The organism is Mesorhizobium sp. P2_C5_2, from assembly GCF_056404535.1.
Map to the genome: position 1 here is coordinate 1,183,603 of NZ_JBFUDV010000001.1, position 20,283 is coordinate 1,203,885.

The following is a 20,283-nucleotide window of genomic DNA, read 5'->3' on the forward strand; positions in this document are numbered from 1 at the left end:
TTAGCCGGAGGCGCTTTTATTTCCGGCGGAGATTGGCGAAAGCCGACGTGACATCCAATCTCCCCCCTTGAGGGGGAGATGGCCGGCAGGCCAGAGGGGGGTGTGACGGGCACGCCCTCGCAGGTCAAAGCTGAGCCAAGCCCAACCCTTCAGGAGCATCCTTGTCTGCCCCTCTCATCGAAATGCGCGGCATCACCAAGAGCTTCGGCGCCGTCAAGGCGAATGAGGGCGTCGACCTCAGCGTCGCGCCGGGCGAGATCCTCGGGTTGCTGGGTGAAAACGGCGCTGGCAAGACGACGCTGATGAATGTGCTGTTCGGCGCCTATGCGCCGGATGCCGGCGAAATCCTCATCCAGGGCAAGCCGGTGCGGATCACCAGCTCGGCCGATGCGCTCGCCGCCGGCATCGGCATGGTGCACCAGCATTTTCATCTGGCGCCGCGGCTGACGGTTTTGGAGAACCTGCTCATCGGCATTCCAGGCAAATCCGGCCGCATCGATCGCGCCGGCGGGCTTGCCCGGTTGTCCGACATCAGCCGCCAGCATGGGCTGACGCTGGACCCTAACCTGCCGGTCTCGGCTCTGTCGGTCGGCGAGCAGCAGCGGCTCGAAATCGTCAAGGCGCTGTTTCGCGGAGCGAAACTGTTGATCCTCGATGAGCCGACCGCGGTGCTGGCGCCGAGCGAGGTCGACGGGCTGTTTTCGGCGCTGCGCTCGATGGCGGCGCAAGGCCTCGGCATCATCTTCATCTCGCACAAGTTGAACGAGGTGCGGGCGCTCACCCATCGCTGCACGGTGCTGCGGCATGGCCGCGTTGCCGGCCGGGTCGACGATCCCGCCAACACGACATCGGCTGCAATGGCTGAGCTGATGTGCGGCCATGAGATCGTGCCGCCGGCGAGAGGTCCGTCGACGCCGGGTGCGGAAGTGCTGACGTTCGACGGTATTTCCACCTCACGGCATTCGGGCACGCCGTTGCGCGATGTATCGCTGTCGGTGCGGGCCGGCGAAATCCTCGGCATTGCCGGCGTCTCCGGCAATGGCCAGCGGGCGCTGGCCGAGGTGATTTCCGGCACACGGGTGCCTGACACCGGCGAGATGACGATAGCCGGCAAACCGGTGAGGCGGTTCTCACCACGCGAGGTGCAGGCGCTCGGCCTCGGCCGCATTCCGGAAGACCGCATGACGACCGGGCTGGTGACCAATCTGCCGCTTGCCGATTCCATGGTGCTGCCGCGCATCGGTACGGCGGCGTTCAGCAGCAGAGGCCTGCTCAAGCCGGATGCGATCCGCGCCTTCGCGGAAGAACAGATCAAGGCCTATGATATCAGGTGCCCCGGGCCGATGACCCGCGCCGGCGCGCTGTCCGGCGGCAATCTGCAGAAGGCGCTGCTGGCGCGTGAGCTCGCGTTCGATCCGAAGGTGCTGATCGTGTCGCAGCCGACGCGCGGCCTCGACATCGGAGCGGCCCGCTTCATCCACGAAAAATTCCTCGACATGCGCGCCAAGGGTTGCGGCATCGTCGTCATCGGCGAGGATCTCGAAGAATTGCTCGTGCTCTGCGACCGCATCGCGGTGATGTATGAGGGCCGCATCGCCGGCACGCTGGACAGCGCGGATGCCACAATCGCGCGGCTTGGGCTGTTGATGACCGGGGCGGAGGGCCACAGCTGATGTTCCGCCTCGAAGCCCGCAGCTCGACACCTGCCTGGTTCAATCTGGCGCTGCCGCTTTTGGCCATCGGCGCGACGCTTGTGCTGTGCAGCGGCCTGATCGCATTGGCCGGTGCCGGGGTGCTCGAGGCCTATGGCGTGATGCTGTCAGCCTCGTTCGGCGACAGTTACGCCATCACCGAAACGCTGGTGCGGGCGGCACCGATGATCTTCACCGGGCTGGCGGTCGCCGTCGCCTTCCGGGCGAAGTTCTGGAACATAGGCGCCGAAGGCCAATTGCTGGCCGGCGCGGTTGCCAGCTGCTTCGTCGGCGCCATTCCGATGCCGGGCGCGCTCGCCATCCTGTTGATGGCGCTGGCGGGTGCTGCAGCCGGTGCTGCGGTGGCGCTGGTGCCGGCGACGCTGCGGGTCAAATTCAAGGTGGATGACGTCGTCAGTTCGCTGCTGCTCAACTCGGTCATCTACTATGCGCTGATGGCGCTGATCGAAGGCCCTTGGAAGGACAGCTTCAGCGGCTATCCGATCTCTCCGCCGATCGAGGATTCGGCGAACTTCCCGGTGCTGCTCGAAGGCACAAGGCTGCATCTAGGCGTCGTCGCCGCGCTGATCGCTGCCCCCTTGATCTGGTTCCTCATCGTGCGCACCACGCTCGGTTTCCGCATCAGGGTCACCGGCGAAAGCCCGGAAGCCGCACGCTATGGCGGTATCCATGTCGAGCGGGTGCTGATCTCGACGGCGCTGCTGTCGGGCGCGCTGGCCGGGCTTGCCGGCGTCGGCGAAGTCGGTGGCGTGCATTTCCAGGTGATGAGCGACATCTCGCCGGGCTACGGCTATTCCGGCATCGTCGTCGCCATGCTGGCCAGGCTCAATCCGCTCGGCGTGGTGCCGGCTGCGATCTTCCTGGCCGCCGTGATGACCGGGGCCGAGGCCATGTCGCGGGCGACCGGCGTGCCGGCCTTCCTCAGCGATGTCATCCAAGGCACCGCGCTGCTGGCCATGCTGGTGGCGCTGCTGTTCACCGCCTATCGCATCCGCCGCGTCGGAGCAGCCTCATGAGCGCGGTGTTCGAACAGATTTTTCAGGTCGGCTTTCTCGCCGCCATCATCCGCATCGCCACGCCGCTCGCATTCGCGACCCTCGGCGAAATGTTCTCCGAGCGGGCCGGTGTGCTCAATCTCGGCATCGAAGGCATCATGTTGCTCTCGGCAATGACCGGCTTCACCGCCGCCAGCCTCAGCGGCAGCCTGTGGCTCGGCATATTGGCGGCAGTACTGACCGGCATGCTGATGGGCGCGCTGCATGCACTGTTCACCGTGGCGCTCGGCCTCAGCCAGCATGTCTGCGGAATCGGCGTGACTTTGTTCTCGTCCGGCCTTGCCTATTTCCTCTACCGGCTGATCTTCGGCCAGCAATCGGTGCCGCCCAGCATCAAGGGATTCGCAACGCTGCCGATCCCGTTCCTGTCCGACATTCCGGTACTCGGCCCCGCCGTGTTCAACCAGTTTGCGCTGGTCTACATGGTGATCATTGCCATCCCGCTCGCCGCTTTCATACTCTACCGCACGCCCTGGGGCCTGTCGGTGCGCATGGTCGGCGAGAATCCGCGCGCCGCCGATTCCGCCGGCGTCAGCGTCATTGTCACGCGCTTCCAGGCGGTCATCCTCGGTGGCGCGCTGATGGGACTGGCCGGTGCCTTCCTGTCGATGGCGCAATTCAACGCCTTCACCTTCGGTGTCGTCTCCGGACGCGGCTGGGTGGCGATCGCGCTGGTCGTGTTCGGCCGCTGGGACCCGTGGCGCTCGGCAGGCGCGGCGCTGCTGTTCGCCTTCGTCGACGCCCTGCAGCTGCGCATGCAGGCAAGCGGGCTCGGGCACATCCCCTACGAGGCGTTTCTGATGCTGCCGTTCATCTTCACCATCGTGGCGATGGCGGTGATGTCACGCAATGCGGTGGCGCCGTCAGCGCTGCTGAAGCCGTTTCGACGAGAAGAGCGTTGATATGGCTTGGGTTCCTCGCCCCCGCAAAGCGGGGGAGAGGGGCCCGCGACGCTGGTGAAATTGTCTCCAAAATCATTTGAGGGCGGAGCCATTCCCCCTCTCCGTCTCGGCTTCGCCGAGCCACCTCTCCCCCACTCCGTGGGGGCGAGGAACCCGAGCCTGGAAAGGCTCACATCGCCGTAAAGCCGTTGTCCACGAACAGATGCGTGCCGTTGACGAAGCTGGACTCGTCGCTGGCGAGGTATAGCGCTGCCTTCGCCACTTCTTCCGGTTCGCCGATGCGGCCCTGCTGCGCGGCCAATGCGGCGTCGGAAACGTCGACGCCGAGTTTGCCGAGGTCGGCGACCTCGCGCAGCCCGTGCGGCGTCCTGATAAAGCCGGGGCAGACGGCGTTGCAGCGGATGTTGCGGTCGCGGAACTCGACGGCGATCGCCCGCGCAAACATGTGGCAGGCGCCCTTGGTGGTGTCGTAGAGCACCTCCATCGGCGTGGCCGCCACCGCCGAGATCGACGAGGTGCAGACGATCGAGCCGCCGCCGGCGGCAATCATGCCGGGCAGTACGGCGCGCGTCATCAGGAACATGGAGCGGACATTGACAGCGTGCAGCCAGTCCCATTCCTGCACCGTCGTCTCCAGGAACGGTTTTATGACGATGGTGCCAGCATGGTTGAACAGCACGGTGGCCGGGCCTAACTTGGCCGTCGCCGCCTTCACCGCCGCCTCGACCTGCGCTTCATCGGAGACATCGGCGACGAAATGCTCGGCTGTATGCCCGTGCGCGCGAATCTCTGCCGCCGTTGCGGCAGCCGCCTCGCCATTGCGGTCGATGATCGCCACTTTGGCGCCTTCGGCCGCAAACAATTCCGACGCCGCCCCGCCCATTCCCGTCGCGCCGCCCGAGATGATGGCGACCTTGCCAGCCAGTCTTCCACCCATATTTCTGCTCCCTACCCCGCTTCAATGGCCCAGCTTTTTACGCCGGAATGGTGATGCTATCTCCGATGCACGGGCCGGCCAAGCCAACCCGGCGATTGCTGCCGATGAGGGCCTCATAGCAAAGTGGGCCTAATTTTATGCGCCGCCTGAGAAAATAGTTCTACATATCGCCAAAAAATAGCACTCGACAAAGTCTACTGATTTTATAGATTAACCGCCGAGACGGAGGTCGATATGTCCTATATCCAGAACGCCGAGACGGATCGCAGCAGCCAGAGGCTGGCAAATGCCCAGGGTTTCCGCCCGGCCTATGCAGGCGCTTTCGCCTATCTCGTCTTTGCCCTTGCGTTTGTGTTCACCGGGGCAGTCGTGCTTGGCCTTATTCCCTGAGCGATCAGGCCGAAAGGGTGGCGACCTAGCGCTTTCAGTGAGTGACCGGAGTTGTTGAACCGAACGCGGATGCGCTTGGCCGCGGACCGCTTTGTTTTGCGCATGTCGTTGCCCCAAAACCGGGGCCACTTTTGGGCGACATGCATCCAACGTGATGGAGGAGATGGCAATGCCGATCGAGTTCACGCATGTTCCCGGTAAAACGCAGGCCGCCGACGCCGGTTCGGCCGTTCCTTTCTTCTATGATTTCGTCGAGACGGCGACAAAGCTGTCGCTGATCGAGGATTCCGGCTTCCAGAAGATTGTCGTCGACGACCAGGCTGGGCTGTTGACCAATATGGACATTGCCGCCCAGGCGCTCGACCGCACCTCGTCGCTGGAAGTGGTGCTGACGCATTGGGCCGGCGTGATCGCGCCCGCGGTCGCGGCACGGCAGCTGGCGGCGCTCGACGCCAAGAGCGGCGGCCGGCTGTCGCTCAGGATGCTGAGCGAGCCGCTGGATGACGACGATGCCGAGACGCGTCCGGTCGGGCACACCGTGGTCTGGCAGCGCATCGACGAATATCTGGTGCTGCTGAAGCGGCTTTGGTCGAACGACCGGCCGTTCGATCATGAAGGCGCCTTCTACAGCATCAAGGGCGGCTATGTGCCGCGCAAGGGTCCGCATGGCGTCGACGTGACGATCCGCATGGGTGGCCAGTCCGGCACGGCGCTGAAGGTCGCCGGCCGCCATGCCGACGTCTTCGAGCTGGCGGCTGGTTCGCTCGACGACATCCGCCAGCTGATGGAACGGGCGCGCAGCGCCGCCGCCGAACATGGCCGCGCTGGCAAGCTGCGTTTTGCGCTTCCAGTCCGCATTCGTGCCGAAGGCGGAGTCTCCACCGGCGCCCACAAGGCGGTCGAGCTTTCCGGACCGCCGGCGCACATCGCTTTGTCGCTGCTGCCCTATGCGGCGCTCGGCATCAGTGAATTCATGATCGTCGGCGTAGACAGGCCGCGTGAGATCGCGAGCATCGGCCGCGAGACGATCGCGCTCTTGCGCAACTCGTTGGCACGCCGCGAGGCCGAGGCGCCGCAGCCAGGCGCGTTTGCGTCGCGAGGCGGGTCGGACATTCACGCGGCGCGGTGACTCGCGGTGGAGTGAAAGCTGTTTCGTAGCGATCCTTCACACCCCCCTCTGTCCTGCCGGACATCTCCCCCGCAAGGGGGGAGATTGGCAGCTTCGAGGTGCCGCTTCTCTAGACAGTCGAGGTTGGCGAAAGCGTCTGAGCGCTTGATCTCCCCCCTTGCGGGGGAGATGGCCGGCAGGCCAGAGGGGGGTGCTGTCCCTCTAGCGTTTAGTCAGCTCTCCCACTCAATCGTGACAAGGCGTCGATAACAGCGACCGATTCCGCCAGCGCGCCGAAAACGCCGTCCTCCACCGTCACCATATGCAGCGCCGCCTCATGCGCTCGTTGGTCGCCGCTGGCGCAGGCGTCGGCGATGGTCAGGCACTGGAAATTGCGGTCGCAGGCCTCGCGCAGCGTGGTGTGCACGCAGACATCGGTGGTGCAGCCGGAAAACATCAGATGCGTGATGCCTCGTGCGCGCAACACCAGCTCGAAATCGGTATAGGTGAAGGCGCTGTTGCAGGTCTTGTCGACGATGATGTCGTCGGGCGCGACCTCGATGTCGGCTACGATCTGAAAGCCAGGGCCGGAGCGCAGCAGCACGTCGGTGCCTTCGAGGCCCGCCCGCTTGCGCCGCCATCTCTCGTAAGGCGTCATATCGGCCATGTCGCCGCGGTAGCCTTGTCTGGTGTGGATGATGGTGAGGCCGGCCGAGCGTGCGGCCGCGATCAATCGGTTGACCGTCGGCAGGATGGCGCGCAGCAGTGCCGGGTCATACCCCTTCCGGGCGAAATAGCCCGATGTCGAGAGAAAGTCCTCCTGCAGGTCGATGACGACGAGCGCGGTGTTTGTCGGCACCAGCCGGCCGTCATAGGGGAAATCGAACGGTGTCGCCTTGATCATCGGCTGCCTCGCCTGCTGCCACGTCATCGTGGCCCAGGACTCGCGTCGCCGTCCACCCCTCAGTGTGACGACACCAGGTAGACCGACACCAAGACGATGCACTGGTTGACACATCGCGCCAAGACTGTTGGCCAAAGCCATCTTGTTTGTTGACTAGTAAACTCATGTTTTATAGTCAAGGCAGGGGCACGGCTGCCTGAATTGGTTTCCAGCGGCTGTGCCGCGTTTGAGAGAAAGCCAGAATTCTGTGGCTGGACTTACGGGGTCGAGACGGGGGTGTTTGCGCATCCCGTCACCGGCCAGCCCATTGGCTACGTGCAATAACGAAGCGAGGACGAAGCGTGTCCAGAAATGTTTTGTTGGCGGCGCTGGCCGCGGTCATGCTGTCGACGGGCAGCGTCGCGGCGCAGGAGCAGCCGGCTGTTCAGCATCCGGTGACGGCGCAGGCTGCGCCTCCAGAACAGGCAGCGCCCGCGGCGGTTGGGCAGGCAACGCCTACCGCACCATTACCGGCCACTCAGCCCGGTGCACCCGCGCAGGCCGAGCCATCGGCGATATCGCTGACCCTGCCGCATGATCTGTCGCCGTGGGGCATGTTCATGGCCGCCGACATCATCGTCAAGGCGGTGATGATCGGGCTCGCCTTCGCCTCCCTCGTCACCTGGACGGTGTGGCTGGCAAAGTCGCTTGAAATCCTCTTCGGCAAGCTCAGCGCCCGGCGCGCCGCGCGTGCCATCGGTAATGCCGCCACGCTACGGCAAGCCAGCCGTGCGCTTGGCAACAGTGGCGGCCCCGGTGCGCTCTTGGTGCAGGCGGCCGAGGAAGAGGCAGCGCTTTCGGCCGGCGCGCTCGACCACGTCACCGGCGACGGGCTGAAGGAACGCGTCACGTCGCGCCTGTCGCGCATCGAGGCGGCGGCGGCGCGGCGCATGTCGCGTGGTACCGGCGTGCTGGCGACGATCGGCTCGACGGCGCCCTTCGTCGGCCTGTTCGGCACCGTCTGGGGCATCATGAACGCCTTCATCGGCATCTCGCAGGCGCAGACCACCAACCTCGCCGTCGTCGCGCCCGGCATCGCCGAGGCGCTGCTGGCCACCGCGATGGGGCTGGTCGCGGCTATTCCCGCAGTGGTCATCTACAACGTCTTCGCGCGCTCGATATCCGGCTACCGGCAGATTCTCGCCGATGCCTCGGCCGGCGTCGAGCGGCTGGTCAGCCGCGACCTCGATTTCCGTATGGTGCCGCAAGCGCCCGCGCTGGCGGCGGAGTGATGGGCTATGGCGGCTAGAATTCGCGAGACTATCGACGGCGATCTCGAGGAGAACCACGAGATCAACGTCACACCGTTCATCGATGTTATCCTGGTGCTGCTGATCATCTTCATGGTCGCCGCACCCTTGGCGACGGTCGACGTCAATGTCGACCTGCCGGGCTCGACCGCAACGCCGGCCCCGCGGCCAGAAACGCCGCTGTTCCTGACGCTGAGGGACGATCTGACGCTGGCGATCGGCAACGACAGCGTTCCGCGCCAGGCTTTCGCCTCCGTGCTCGACGGCAAGACCAACGGCGACAAGCAGACCCGCATCTTCCTGCGCGCCGACAAGGCGGTCGGCTATGGCGAGCTGATGGAGGTGATGAACCTGCTGCGCGGCGCCGGCTATCTGAAGATCGCACTGGTCGGGCTGGAGACGGTGCCGACGGACGCATCGGCTCCCCAACCAGGCGCCGCCCCATGACGCATCTGGCCGCCGCCGTTCCCATGGCCGATCTGCCGCGCACTGGCGCGCGAGAGATCGGCCTGTGGACGGCTGCGGCCATTCTCATCGTCGGCGCGCATGTCGCGATCGCCTATGCCGTGCAGAGCTTCAGCCTGGCCAACGAGATGGATGGTGGTCCGCCGCCCGCGGTGGCGATCGAGCTGTCGCCGATGATGGTCACGCCGGCGGTGCCGGAGGACACGATGGCCGATGTGGTGACGCCGGAGCCGACGAACCAGGTCGAGGAGACTGTCGCCGACGCTAAACCTGTCGTGGAGCCCGAGGTCGACAAGCTGGAGCCGGTTGCCGAGGAGCCGGAAGCGGTTCAACCCGACGAGACCGCACCGACCGAGACGGCGGCGGCCGACCAGCCGCCGCTCGACGAGGTTGTGCCCGACATTGTCCCTGCCGTGGCGCCGGACGTGGTCATTCCGCTGCCGCAGGCCAAGCCGGTGGAGGACAAGCCGGTCGAGAAGGCGACGAAGGCGGTCGAAAAGCCCAAGCCGCGCCCGAAGAAAGAGAAGAAGGAAAAGGCTGCGCCGGCGAAAGCCGTGGTGACCGCCAGCGTCGATGCGAAGGCGGGGGCAAAGGCGTCGGCACCGAAAGCGTCTCAATCCAGCGCGCGGTCCGGCAATTCCAACAGATGGAAGTCCCAGCTGGGCGCGTGGATCAAGCGGCGTACGCACTATCCAAGCGCGGCAAGGCCGAGGCGGGCTATCGGGACCGCCAGAGTGGCTTTCGTCCTCAACGCCTCCGGAAAGGTGACATCCGCGCGACTGGCGGGATCTTCGGGCGATGCCGATCTCGACCGCGCCGCGCTCGGCGCGCTGCAAGGTGCAACGGCGCCCACGCCGCCTGCTGACCAGGTCGGCACCAGCATCGTGGCGCCTCTGGTGTTCACCCTGCGGGACTGAAGACGTTGCCTCGTGTGCGGTCCGTTCGCGGCGGCGCCCACTTTTCCCGCTTGACTGACCGGCCGGAGCGAATACGCTAGCGCAAAATACCGGCTCTGATCGCCGGGCGGCAAATATGCCTCGTATGCCTCGCCCCTGCGGTGCCGGCTGCGGGGCATTGTCATTTCTGGGGTTCTGTTTGAAACGGCGTATCGAGATCGGCATCCTGTATTCCCGCTCGGGCAGCTATCAGCTGGTGTCCGATGCCTGCCGGATGGGCGCCATGCGTGCCATCGCCGACATCAATGCCGACCGCAGCTCAGGCATCGAGCTGGTGCCGGTGGAGCGCGATCCGCAAAGCAATGCGGATCGCTACGCGACGCTGTGCGAAGACATTTTCAGGACCAGCAGCGCCCGCCACGTCGTCGGCTGCGTCACCTCGTGGAGCCGCAAGGAGACGATCCCCGTGCTCGAAAAGGCCGGCGGCATGCTCTGGTATGCCTGCCCCTATGAAGGCTTCGAGGCCAACGAGCATGTCGTCTACATGCACGCCTGCCCCAACCAGCATCTGGTGCCGCTGATGGCGCATGTCGTGCCGCGCTTCGGCGCCAACGGTTTTCTGCTCGGCTCGAACTACATCTGGGGCTGGGAGATGAACCGCGTGGCGCGCGACCTGATCGCGGATGCAGGCGGCAAGGTGCTGGGCGAGCGCTATCTGCGCATCGGCGAGACCGACGTGTCGCGGCTGATCGCCGAAATCCGGGCGACGCGGCCGAATTTCATCCTCAACAATCTGATCGGCACCTCGTCCTACGCCTTCCTCGCCGCCTATCGCGATCTGGGCGACGAGGATGCCGCCTTCCGGCCGGAAAACTGCCCCGTCATTTCCTGCAACCTCACCGAGGGCGAACTGCCGGCGATCGGCGAGACGGGCAAGGGCCATTTGTCGGTCGGGCCGTATTTCGCGCCACGGCCGGCCGCCTTCGCGTCGTCTTTCGAGGCCTCCGCCTATGCCTCGGTGCAAGTGATGGCCGATGTGCTGTCGCGCGATGCCGATGCCGGCCCTGCGGAATTCTCGAAAGCTTTCGCCGAGCGGCGCTTCTCGACCCGGCTCGGGCCGATCGCCATCGATGCGCACTCCCAGCATGCGACGCTGCCGGTGATCATCGGCCGCATCGCCGACGGCTTCTTCGAGGTCGTCAGCCGTGAGGACGAGGTGGCGCCGGACCCCTATCTATCGCGCTACGACCCTGCCAAAACATTCGGCCGCCCGCGCTTGAGGGTAGTGTCGTGACGAGAATCCCGCGCATTCCCAATCTCGGCGGCGCCAGGGCCTTCATCCTGCATCGCCCGCATCCGACGGTGCAGGCGATCACCAGGCAATTGTCGGCCATCGGCCTGATCACAGTCGATTGCTGGCCGGAACTGCCGCCCGAAGCGCTGGCCGCCGACTTTGTTTTCTTCGATGCCGATCTTGGTTTCGACGAGCAATTCCCGTGGAAAGCCGGAGAAGCACCAATGCCGCTGGTGGCACTGATCGGCTCCGAGGCGCCGGGCCGCATCGAGTGGGCGTTGTCGCATAAGGCTGACGCGCAGCTTTTGAAGCCGGTCGGCAATGCCGGTGTCTACAGTGCGCTACTGATCGCAAGGCAGAGCTTCGAGGCGCGAAAACACCTAGCCGGCGAGATTGCGTCGCTGCGCCAGCGCGTCGCCGAGCGCCAGACCATCGTGCGTGCGGTGACGGCATTGTCGAAAGGCAGCGATGACGAGCGCGCCTATGCGCAGCTACGCTCGCTGGCGATGAGCTGGCAGATCAGCGTCGAGGATGCGGCGCGCCGGATCGTGGCGATGACGGAAGAGGACGTATCGGGCGAGGAAGGCGGCGATGACCAGTCCCATCGCGCCTGATTTGCCTGTGCGTATGCCGGCCAAGCCACGCGCCGGCGTCTGGCGCCGGCTGGTCAAGCGCCGCCTGGCGCTGCTCGGCCTGGTCATTGTCGTCATCGTCGTCGCCGGCGCCGCGCTGGCGCCGTGGCTGACCGGCTACGATCCCAACGAACAGATGTTCGACGGCCTGACCATCGAAGGCTCGCCTCTGCCGCCGAGCGCCCAATACTGGCTCGGCACCGACCTGCTCGGCCGCGACCTGTTGACCCGCATCCTCTATGGCGCCCGCACCTCGCTGATCATCGGCATCGTTGCCAATGGGGTAGCGCTGTTGATCGGCACGCTGGTCGGCGTCACCGCCGGCTATTTCCGCGGCTGGATCGGCAGCGCGCTGATGCGCTTCACCGATCTGATGATGGCCTTCCCGGCGCTGCTGCTCGCCATCTGCCTGGCGGCGGTGTTCCAGCCCAGCCTGTGGATCGTCGCCATGGTCATCGCGCTGGTCAACTGGGTGCAGACCGCGCGCGTCATCTACACCGAGACATCTTCGCTGGCCGAACGCGAGTTCATCGATGCCGAGCGCACCATCGGCGCCAGTGCGCCGCGTATCCTGTTCCGGCACATCCTGCCGCATCTCCTGCCGACCATCATCGTCTGGGGCACGCTCGGCATCTCGACCACGGTTCTGCTGGAAGCAACACTCTCCTTCCTCGGCATCGGCGTGCAGCCGCCGACGGCGTCGTGGGGCAACATCATCTTCGAGAACCAGACCTATTTCCAGGCCGCGCCCTGGCTGGTGTTCTTCCCCGGTGCGGCGATCCTGGCGCTGGCGCTGGCCTTCAACCTGATCGGCGATGCGCTGCGCGACATTCTCGATCCGACGCAAAGGGGGCGGGCATGATCGCCTATCTCGGCCGCCGGCTGATCCAGTCGCTGCTCATCCTGCTCGGCGTCTCGCTGATCACCTTCGCGCTGCTTTACCTCCTGCCGGCCGACCCGGTGCGGCAGATCGCCGGCCGCAGCGCCACGCCGCAGACGGTGGAAAACATCCGCCAGCAGCTCGGCCTCGACCAGCCCTTCGTCGTCCAGTACTGGCATTACCTGACGAAGCTCGTCAGCGGCGATCTCGGCCGCTCCTACATCCAGCGCTCCGAGGTCACCGAGCTCATCGTCTCGCGGCTGCCGGCGAGCCTGCTGCTGATGGTCGGCGCCATCCTGTGCGAGCTGCTGATCGGGCTCTCCATGGGCCTGATCGCCGCCGTCAAGCGCGGCACCGCCACCGACCAGACCTTGATGGTCGCCTCCTTTGTCGGCGTCTCGGCGCCGCAATTCGTCGTCGGCCTGCTGCTGCTCTACGTCTTTGCGGTGCGGCTCAGCTGGTTCCCGATCGGCGGCTACGGCACCTGGCGCCACCTGGTGCTGCCGTCGCTGACCATGGGCATACTCGGCGCCGGCTGGTATGCGCGCATGATGCGCTCGTCGATGATCGACGTGCTGCGCCAGGACTATGTCCGCACCGCGCGTGCGAAGGGCCTGGCGCGCAGCGCCATCATTTTCCGCCATGCCTTGCCCAACGCCATCCTACCGGTCATCGCCATGATCGGCATCGACATCGGCATCTTCATGGGCGGCATCGTCGTGGTCGAAAGCGTCTTCGGCTGGCCCGGCATCGGCCAACTGGCGTGGCAAGCGATCCAGCGCGTCGACATTCCGATCATCATGGGTGTCACGCTGGTCTCGGCCTTTGCCATCGTGCTCGGCAATCTCTTGGCCGACATCATCGCGCCCTTCATCGACCCCCGAATTAAACTCAGATGACCATCAAGCTCAGATGAAAATGAAAAACAAACAGAGAAAGGGAACATAACAATGAAAAAGTTTCTCGCATCCACCGTCGCGGCATCGGCGCTGGCGCTCATGCTCGGCATGGCCAGCGCCCGCGCCGAAGACGCTGTCGACCCGAACGCCAAGCAGGGCGGCGCCATCACCATCACCTACAAGGACGATGTCGCGACCCTCGATCCGGCGATCGGCTATGACTGGCAGAACTGGTCGATGATCAAGAGCCTGTTCGACGGGCTGATGGATTACGAGCCGGGCACCACCAACCTCAAGCCCGACCTCGCCGAAAGCTACGAGATCGCGCCGGACGGCAAGACCTTCACCTTCAAGCTGCGCCACGGCGTGAAATTCCACAATGGCCGTGAGATGACGGCCGACGACGTGAAATACTCGCTCGACCGCGTCACCAACCCGAAGACGCAGAGCCCCGGCGCCGGCTTCTTCGGCTCGATCAAGGGCTATGACGATGTCGCCGCCGGCAAGGCCGAAGGCCTGTCGGGCGTTACCGTCGTCGATCCCTACACGGTCAAGTTCGAGCTGACCCGCCCCGACGCCACCTTCCTGCATGTCATGGCCATCAACTTCGCTCATGTGGTGCCGAAGGAAGAGGTCGAAAAATACGGCGCCGATTTCGGCAAGCATCCGGTCGGCACCGGCGCCTTCAAGCTGTCTGAATGGACGCTGGGCCAGCGCATCGTCTTTGAGCGCAATGCGGATTATTGGCACAAGGGCCTGCCGCATCTGGACAAGATCACCTTCGAGATCGGCCAGGAGCCGATCGTGGCGCTGCTGCGTCTGCAGAAGGGCGAGATCGACGTGCCCGGCGACGGCATTCCGCCGGCAAAATTCCAGGAGGTGATGGCCGATCCCGAGCAGAAGGCGCGCGTCGTCGAGGGCGGCCAGCTGCACACCGGCTACGTCACCATGAACACCACCATGGCGCCGTTCGACAATGTGAAGGTGCGCCAGGCCGTCAACATGGCGCTCAACAAGGCGCGCATCATCCAGATCATCAACGGCCGCGCCGTGCCGGCCAATCAGCCGCTGCCGCCGTCGATGCCGGGCTACGACAAGGAATACAAGGGCTACGCCTATGACGTCGCCAAGGCCAAGGCGCTGCTCGCCGAGGCCGGCCATCCCGACGGCTTCGACACGCAATTGTTCGCCATGAACACCGACCCCAACCCGCGCATCGCCCAGGCGATCCAGCAGGATCTGGCGGCGATCGGCATCAAGGCCAGCATCCAGTCGCTGGCGCAGGCCAACGTCATTGCCGCTGGCGGCGACAAGGCCGGCGCGCCGATGATCTGGTCGGGCGGCATGGCCTGGATCGCCGACTTCCCGGATCCGTCGAATTTCTACGGCCCGATCCTCGGCTGCGCCGGTGCCGTGCCGGGCGGCTGGAACTGGTCGTGGTATTGCAACAAGGATCTCGACGCCAAGGCGGCCGAGGCGGATTCGGTGGTCGATCCGGCCAAGGCCGGCGAGCGCGACAAGATGTGGAGCGCCATCTACGACAAGGTGATGGAAGACGCGCCGTGGGCGCCGGTGTTCAACGAACAGCGCTTCACCATGAAGTCAGCGCGCATGGGCGGCGCCGACAACCTCTATGTCGACCCGGTTCATATCCCGATCAACTACGACAATGTGTACGTAAAAGATGTGCAATAACTGCAACTACACCATCCACGGGCGCCATCACCATTTCGGCTGGGACAATTCCTTTGCCCCGACCGAGCGGGTGGCGCCCGGCTCGACCATCGAGTTCCAGTGCCTCGATGCCGCCGGCGGCCAGCTGAAGGCCGACAGCACGGTCGCCGACGTCGCCAAGCTCGACTTCGCCAGGGTCAACCCGGTGACGGGGCCGATCTTCGTCGAAGGTGCGGAGCCGGGTGACGCGCTGAAGGTGACGATCGAGATGTTCAAACCGTCCGGCTTCGGCTGGACGGCGAACATTCCGGGGTTCGGCCTGCTCGCCGACGACTTCCCGGAGCCGGCGCTGAATATCTGGAAATACGATGCCGCCTCGCTCGAGCCAGCGCTGTTCGGCAAGAACGCGCGGGTGCCGCTGAAACCGTTTGCCGGCACCATCGGCAATGCGCCGGCTGAGATGGGGCTTCACTCGGTGGTGCCGCCTCGGCGCGTCGGCGGCAATCTCGACATCCGCGACCTCGCTGCCGGCACCACGCTCTATCTGCCGGTGGAAGTGGCCGGTGCGCTGTTTTCGGTCGGTGATACGCATGCCGCGCAAGGCGACGGCGAGGTCTGCGGCACGGCGATCGAAAGCCCGATGGACGTCGTGCTCAAGCTCGATCTGGTCAAGGACGCCAGGCCGAAAACGCCGCGCTTCACCACTGCAGGTCCGGTGACACGCCATCTCGACGCCAAGGGCTATGAGGTGACGACTGGCATCGGGCCAAACCTGATGACGGGGGCAAAGGAAGCGGTCGCCCAGATGGTCGATCTGCTTGCTGGGCGCTACAAGATCGATCCGGTCGAGGCCTATATGCTGGCTTCGGTCTGTGGCGATCTCCGCATCAGTGAGATCGTCGACATGCCGAACTGGGTGGTGTCGTTCTATTTTCCGCGCTGCGTGTTTGAATGACGCTGGGTTGGCGCTGCACCCCCCTCTGTCCTGCCGGACATCTCCCCCTCAAGGGGGGAGATCGGCAGCTGCATCGTCTCGCCTTTCTTCAAACATTGGCGGGTGGCGAAGGCCGGAGTGAAATCCAATCTCCCCCCTTGAGGGGGAGATGGCCGGCAGGCCAGAGGGGGGTGCGGCGCTGACCGACAAAACAACCCCCATCCTCTCCATCGCCAACCTCTCCGTCAGCGTGCGCGGCGAGGATGGTGAGCGCGAGGTTGTCTCCAACCTGTCGCTGACGCTGGCTCGTGGCGAGACACTCTGCATTGCCGGCGAATCCGGCTCCGGGAAGTCGATGACCGCGCTGGCGATCATGCAGCTTCTGCCGCAGCCGGCCGCACGCATATCGTCAGGCTCCATCCGTCTCGGCGACACCGATCTGGCAACCCTCGACGAGCGCCAGATGCGCCGCATACGCGGCGATCGCATTGCCATGATCTTCCAGGAGCCGATGACGTCGCTCAATCCGGTGCTGTCGATCGGCCGGCAGCTGACCGAATCCATTGAGGCGCATACCAGCCTGTCGCAAAGCGAGGCTCGCCAGCGCGCGATCGAGGCGTTGAAGGCGGTGCGGATTTCGGAGGCCGAAAGCCGGCTAAGGCAGTTTCCGCACGAGCTGTCCGGCGGCATGCGCCAGCGGGTGATGATCGCCATGGCGCTGGCTCTCGAGCCCGATGTGCTGATCGCCGACGAACCGACGACTGCGCTCGACGTCACCGTGCAGGGCGAGGTGCTGGAGCTGCTACGCGACCTGCAGCGCCAGCATGGCACCAGCGTCATCCTGATCACCCACGATATGGGTGTGGTCGCCGAAATGGCCGATCGCGTCATCATCATGCGCCATGGCCGCATGGTCGAAGAGGGTACGACATCAAATATCTTTGCCCGACCGCAGGCGGACTATACGCGCGAGCTGCTGGCCGCCGTGCCACGCATCGGCAGCGGCGTCGGCCGCCAGAAATCCAGGGATGCGGCCGAAGCTCCGAAACCGGCGAGTGTCGCTGATGTCAACGACCTGCATGTCCGCTTCGACCTGCGCGGCGGCATCTTTGGCCAGGTCACTCGCCGCGTCCACGCCGTCGAGGGCATCAGCTTCTCGATCGCGCCGGATGAGACGCTGGCGCTGGTCGGCGAGTCCGGTTGCGGCAAGTCTACCACGGCCAAGGCGCTGGCCGGGCTGGTGCCGTATAGCGGCGACATCGTCATCGGCGGGCGCAACCTCTCGGGACTTGGTCGCGACGAGCGCAAGGCCGTTCGCCGCGACGTGCAGATGATTTTCCAGGATCCCTTCGCCTCGCTCGACCCACGCATGCGTGTCGGCGACCTCGTCGCCGAGCCGCTGGTCATCCACGGCATTGCCTCGAAGGAAGAGCGCCGTGACCGGGTGGCGGCGCTGTTCGAGCGCGTTGGCCTGTCGGCCGACCAGATGGAGCTTTATCCGCATGAATTCTCCGGCGGCCAACGCCAGCGCGTCTGCATCGCCCGGGCGCTGGCGCTGCGGCCAAAACTGATCATCGCCGATGAAAGCGTGTCGGCGCTCGACGTCTCGGTGCAGGCGCGTGTGCTCGATTTGTTGAAGGAATTGCAGCGCGAATTCGGCGTCGCCTATCTCTTCATCTCGCATGACATGGCGGTGGTCGAAAACATCTCCGATCGCGTCGCCGTCATGTATCTTGGTCAGATCGTCGAAATGGGTACGCGCGACCAGGTGTTTTCCAACCCGCGCCACCCCTACACCAGGCGGCTGATCGAAGCCGTGCCGGTGCCCGACCCGGCGCAACGCAGAACGCGTTTCGCCCGCCTCGACCAGGAGATCCCGAGCGCCACCCGCAACATCGGCGAGGCGCCGCTGAAGCTGGCGCTCAATGACGTTGGCAACGGCCATCTGGTCGCTGCCGAAAGCTGAGCCCGCACTGGCTGGCGATTGCAGCTGTTCTTTTACCTTGTTAAGCACAACCAAGACTTGTCGTCTCGGATTTACCGCGTCTTAGGTGGGCGACGACCACTATACGGTCGGCGTTCTTGCCCTGGGGGGAAATAGTGCTCAAGGCGGTTCTGCAGCTGCTGCCGGGTCGGTTTATGGATGTGCGCATGCGCGTGTCCGCCGGCTACGAGACGCGCGTCGTCGAGCGGCCCGGGCGCTGGATGAAGGCGGCCGAACTGGAGCAGCTGAGCAGCGATCTGCGGCTGGTGGCGTCGAAGACGCTGAAGGCCGGCAGCCTGACCTATGGCGTATTTTCCGGCGATCGCAGCCGGCTGGAACATTCCATCATCACCATCGTCTATAGGCGTAGCGACAGGCGGCCGATCGCCTTCAATGCGCTGGCGCTGATGGAGATTTCGCTGGCCGGCAAGCCCTATGAGGTGCTGCACCTCGGTCTGGTTATGATCGATCCGGACGAGCGCAGCCGCGGCCTGAGCTGGATCCTCTACGGCCTGACCTGTTTCCTGATGTTCCTGCGCAACCAGTTCAGGCCGATCTGGATCTCCAACGTCACGCAGGTCCCCGCCGTCGTCGGCATGGTAGCGGAGGCCTTCAGCAACGTGTTTCCCGATCCCCATTCCGGCGCGCGGCGCTCGCTGACCCATGTCCTTTTGGCGCGGCAGATCATGGCGCGTCACCGGCATGTCTTTGGTGTCGGCCCCGAAGCGGGCTTCGACGAAGAGCGCTTTGTCGTCACCAATGCCTATACCGGCGGATCGGACGATCTGAAAAAGTCGTTCGACGACGCGGCCAAGCATCGGGCCGAAACCTACAACGACTTCTGCCGGAACCAGCTCGATTACGAGCGCGGCGACGATGTGCTGCAGATCGGGCAGATGAATTTTCAGGCCGCGCGCATCTATCTCGCCGATGCCGTTCCGCGTGGCTCACTTGCTGCCCTGGCGGTTGCGGGCACAGCGGCCACCTTGCAGCGACTCATCCTGCCGGTGGTTCACTGGGCCGACTCTGGCCGGCAATGGGACGTGTTGCGACCATGGACACGCTAGCTATTTTGTTCCCGTGCGCCGATTCAAGCTGATGGACAAGAGTGCATGACTTTTGACAACACGCTTGTCGCCGACACCATCACCTCGCTGGCGGCGCTGGCCGGGTTGCTGATCGTCATAGCGGTCGTCGGCGGGCGCGACACCGGCGATCCGCTGTCGCGGCGTTTTCTGTTCGGCTTGCGGGTGCTGGCCGTGCTGCTTGCCTGCCGTATCCTCGACTGGGTCAGCGGCTTTGGCATCTTCCGGCTCGTCACAATCGTGGCCGCAGGGCTGTTGCCGCTGGCGGCGCTGCTGCTGACCGAGGGCCTGCTGCGCCGGCACGCTCCCTTCTTCCTCAAGTTTCTCGCCGCTGGCGGCGCCGCCGCGTTCCTGCTGCTGGCAATGATCCCGGAACGCTTCGCCGAGCCGTGGCGAATGGCGGCACTTCTGCTTTTCCAGTTTGGTGGCTTTCTTGCCATTGGCTGGCTGGTGGTGATGCGCGACCGGACCAGCCTGTCGGCTGCCGAAAACCGCACGGTCGAGCGCATGGCGCTTTCGCTGCTGCTTATCATTCCGTTCATGATCACCGACTATCGGCCCGGCCTGTTCGAGGTGCCGGTGCGGCTTGGCGGCATCGCCATCCTGTTCCTGTGCTGGCTGACGATCGGCCTTGGCCGGCCGAGCCCTAGCCATCGAGACACGATCGGCGCCTTCGCCGTCATCGCGCTGAGTTCGGTCTTTGCCGGTCTGGCGTTGGGCGGCATCGATCATATCGGCTGGCGGGGAAGCGTGCAGGGCGTGGTGATCGTGCTGTCCGCCACGCTGCTAGCGGTCATCTACAATGACAGCGTCAGCCTTGCCGCCGAAAAACGTCGCGACTCGCTGCTGCGGCACATGGCCGAGGGCGATTTGACGGATTCGGCGCACTTCCTGCGCGGCCTGCAGAACCATATCCTTGTCGACGGCGCCTTGATCCTGCCGGCGGCCGAGCTTGGCGATTTCGACCTGAACGTTTTGACCCGGGCCCTCGAACGGGCCCCCGTGCGCTCCATCGCCGATGTGCAGCCACAATCGCTTGTCGACCACGACATCCGTGAACAGCTGGCATGGCTGTTTGAGAAGTATGAGGCGACCCATGTGCTGCTGGCGACGCTCAATCCGTTGACCGTGGTCGCGCTCAACATGCCGGCACTGGCGTCATCGCCGGGTGTGGAAATGGAACTGCGCGCCGTCCAGCGCATGGCCATGTTGATCGCGCAACGGGAAGCGATGACTTAAGGAG

Annotated in this window: 19 protein-coding genes; 17 read left to right on the forward strand and 2 right to left on the reverse strand. The window is 64.9% G+C overall.

Annotation, left to right across the window (positions count from 1 at the left end):
* Positions 1 to 161: 161 nt before the first annotated feature.
* From AC1D1B_RS05695 to AC1D1B_RS05705, 3 genes are read left to right on the forward strand one after another with little or no spacing between them, the layout of a single operon-like run.
* Positions 162 to 1,673 carry an ABC transporter ATP-binding protein gene (locus AC1D1B_RS05695; RefSeq protein ID WP_477330112.1) on the forward strand — a complete coding sequence of 504 codons (1,512 nt, stop codon included), beginning with the start codon at positions 162 to 164 and terminating at the stop codon, positions 1,671 to 1,673.
* Positions 1,673 to 2,728 carry an ABC transporter permease gene (locus tag AC1D1B_RS05700; RefSeq protein ID WP_477330114.1) on the forward strand — a complete coding sequence of 352 codons (1,056 nt, stop codon included), beginning with the start codon at positions 1,673 to 1,675 and terminating at the stop codon, positions 2,726 to 2,728. The genes AC1D1B_RS05695 and AC1D1B_RS05700 overlap by 1 nt, the downstream gene beginning before the upstream one ends.
* Positions 2,725 to 3,669: an ABC transporter permease gene (locus AC1D1B_RS05705; RefSeq protein ID WP_477330115.1), complete on the forward strand. Its 945-nt coding sequence runs from the start codon at positions 2,725 to 2,727 to the stop codon at positions 3,667 to 3,669. Before AC1D1B_RS05700 ends, AC1D1B_RS05705 begins: the two co-directional genes overlap by 4 nt.
* Before the next feature lie 169 nt (positions 3,670 to 3,838).
* Here AC1D1B_RS05705 and AC1D1B_RS05710 read toward each other — a convergent pair whose 3' ends face one another.
* Positions 3,839 to 4,606 (reverse strand): SDR family NAD(P)-dependent oxidoreductase, encoded by a 768-nt coding sequence (locus tag AC1D1B_RS05710; protein ID WP_477330117.1) that lies wholly within the window; start codon positions 4,604 to 4,606, stop codon positions 3,839 to 3,841.
* 234 nt (positions 4,607 to 4,840) lie between these two features.
* Between AC1D1B_RS05710 and AC1D1B_RS05715 the strand changes: the two genes are divergently transcribed.
* Positions 4,841 to 4,996: a hypothetical protein gene (locus tag AC1D1B_RS05715; protein ID WP_477330119.1), complete on the forward strand. Its 156-nt coding sequence runs from the start codon at positions 4,841 to 4,843 to the stop codon at positions 4,994 to 4,996.
* A 169-nt stretch (positions 4,997 to 5,165) separates the two neighbouring features.
* Entirely contained in the window at positions 5,166 to 6,125 is a 960-nt protein-coding gene (locus AC1D1B_RS05720; RefSeq protein WP_477330121.1) for an LLM class flavin-dependent oxidoreductase, read from the forward strand.
* 208 nt (positions 6,126 to 6,333) lie between these two features.
* Here AC1D1B_RS05720 and AC1D1B_RS05725 read toward each other — a convergent pair whose 3' ends face one another.
* Positions 6,334 to 7,008, reverse strand: coding sequence for a cysteine hydrolase family protein (locus AC1D1B_RS05725; RefSeq protein WP_477330122.1), 675 nt, complete (start codon positions 7,006 to 7,008; stop codon positions 6,334 to 6,336).
* 341 nt (positions 7,009 to 7,349) lie between these two features.
* On the opposite strand from AC1D1B_RS05725, the gene exbB reads away from it, so the two are divergent.
* From exbB to AC1D1B_RS05785, 12 genes are all read left to right on the forward strand, one after another.
* Entirely contained in the window at positions 7,350 to 8,279 is a 930-nt protein-coding gene (gene exbB, locus AC1D1B_RS05730; RefSeq protein WP_477330124.1) for a tonB-system energizer ExbB, read from the forward strand.
* A gap of 6 nt (positions 8,280 to 8,285) precedes the next feature.
* A complete protein-coding gene (exbD, locus tag AC1D1B_RS05735) occupies positions 8,286 to 8,744 on the forward strand; it encodes a TonB system transport protein ExbD (protein WP_477330126.1) in 459 nt (152 codons plus the stop codon).
* Positions 8,741 to 9,679, forward strand: coding sequence for an energy transducer TonB family protein (locus AC1D1B_RS05740; RefSeq protein WP_477330128.1), 939 nt, complete (start codon positions 8,741 to 8,743; stop codon positions 9,677 to 9,679). Before exbD ends, AC1D1B_RS05740 begins: the two co-directional genes overlap by 4 nt.
* Before the next feature lie 178 nt (positions 9,680 to 9,857).
* On the forward strand, positions 9,858 to 10,952 hold the full coding sequence (locus AC1D1B_RS05745; RefSeq protein ID WP_477330130.1) for a transporter substrate-binding protein: 1,095 nt from the start codon (positions 9,858 to 9,860) through the stop codon (positions 10,950 to 10,952).
* Positions 10,949 to 11,566 carry an ANTAR domain-containing response regulator gene (locus tag AC1D1B_RS05750; protein WP_477330132.1) on the forward strand — a complete coding sequence of 206 codons (618 nt, stop codon included), beginning with the start codon at positions 10,949 to 10,951 and terminating at the stop codon, positions 11,564 to 11,566. The genes AC1D1B_RS05745 and AC1D1B_RS05750 overlap by 4 nt, the downstream gene beginning before the upstream one ends.
* Positions 11,544 to 12,446, forward strand: a complete 903-nt coding sequence (locus tag AC1D1B_RS05755) for an ABC transporter permease (protein ID WP_477330134.1) — start codon at positions 11,544 to 11,546, stop codon at positions 12,444 to 12,446. Before AC1D1B_RS05750 ends, AC1D1B_RS05755 begins: the two co-directional genes overlap by 23 nt.
* Positions 12,443 to 13,363 (forward strand): ABC transporter permease, encoded by a 921-nt coding sequence (locus AC1D1B_RS05760; RefSeq protein WP_023815305.1) that lies wholly within the window; start codon positions 12,443 to 12,445, stop codon positions 13,361 to 13,363. Before AC1D1B_RS05755 ends, AC1D1B_RS05760 begins: the two co-directional genes overlap by 4 nt.
* Positions 13,364 to 13,414: 51 nt before the next feature.
* The gene (locus AC1D1B_RS05765) at positions 13,415 to 15,058 is read left to right on the forward strand and encodes an ABC transporter substrate-binding protein (protein WP_477330136.1); all 1,644 of its coding nucleotides are present in this window, start codon (positions 13,415 to 13,417) and stop codon (positions 15,056 to 15,058) included.
* A complete protein-coding gene (locus AC1D1B_RS05770) occupies positions 15,048 to 15,992 on the forward strand; it encodes an acetamidase/formamidase family protein (RefSeq protein WP_477330137.1) in 945 nt (314 codons plus the stop codon). Before AC1D1B_RS05765 ends, AC1D1B_RS05770 begins: the two co-directional genes overlap by 11 nt.
* 148 nt (positions 15,993 to 16,140) lie before the next feature.
* On the forward strand, positions 16,141 to 17,937 hold the full coding sequence (locus tag AC1D1B_RS05775) for an ABC transporter ATP-binding protein (protein WP_477330139.1): 1,797 nt from the start codon (positions 16,141 to 16,143) through the stop codon (positions 17,935 to 17,937).
* A 134-nt stretch (positions 17,938 to 18,071) separates the two neighbouring features.
* Positions 18,072 to 19,022 carry a hypothetical protein gene (locus tag AC1D1B_RS05780; RefSeq protein WP_477330141.1) on the forward strand — a complete coding sequence of 317 codons (951 nt, stop codon included), beginning with the start codon at positions 18,072 to 18,074 and terminating at the stop codon, positions 19,020 to 19,022.
* Between the two features lie 45 nt (positions 19,023 to 19,067).
* Entirely contained in the window at positions 19,068 to 20,279 is a 1,212-nt protein-coding gene (locus tag AC1D1B_RS05785) for a hypothetical protein (protein ID WP_477330143.1), read from the forward strand.
* The last annotated feature ends 4 nt before the right edge of the window (positions 20,280 to 20,283 follow it).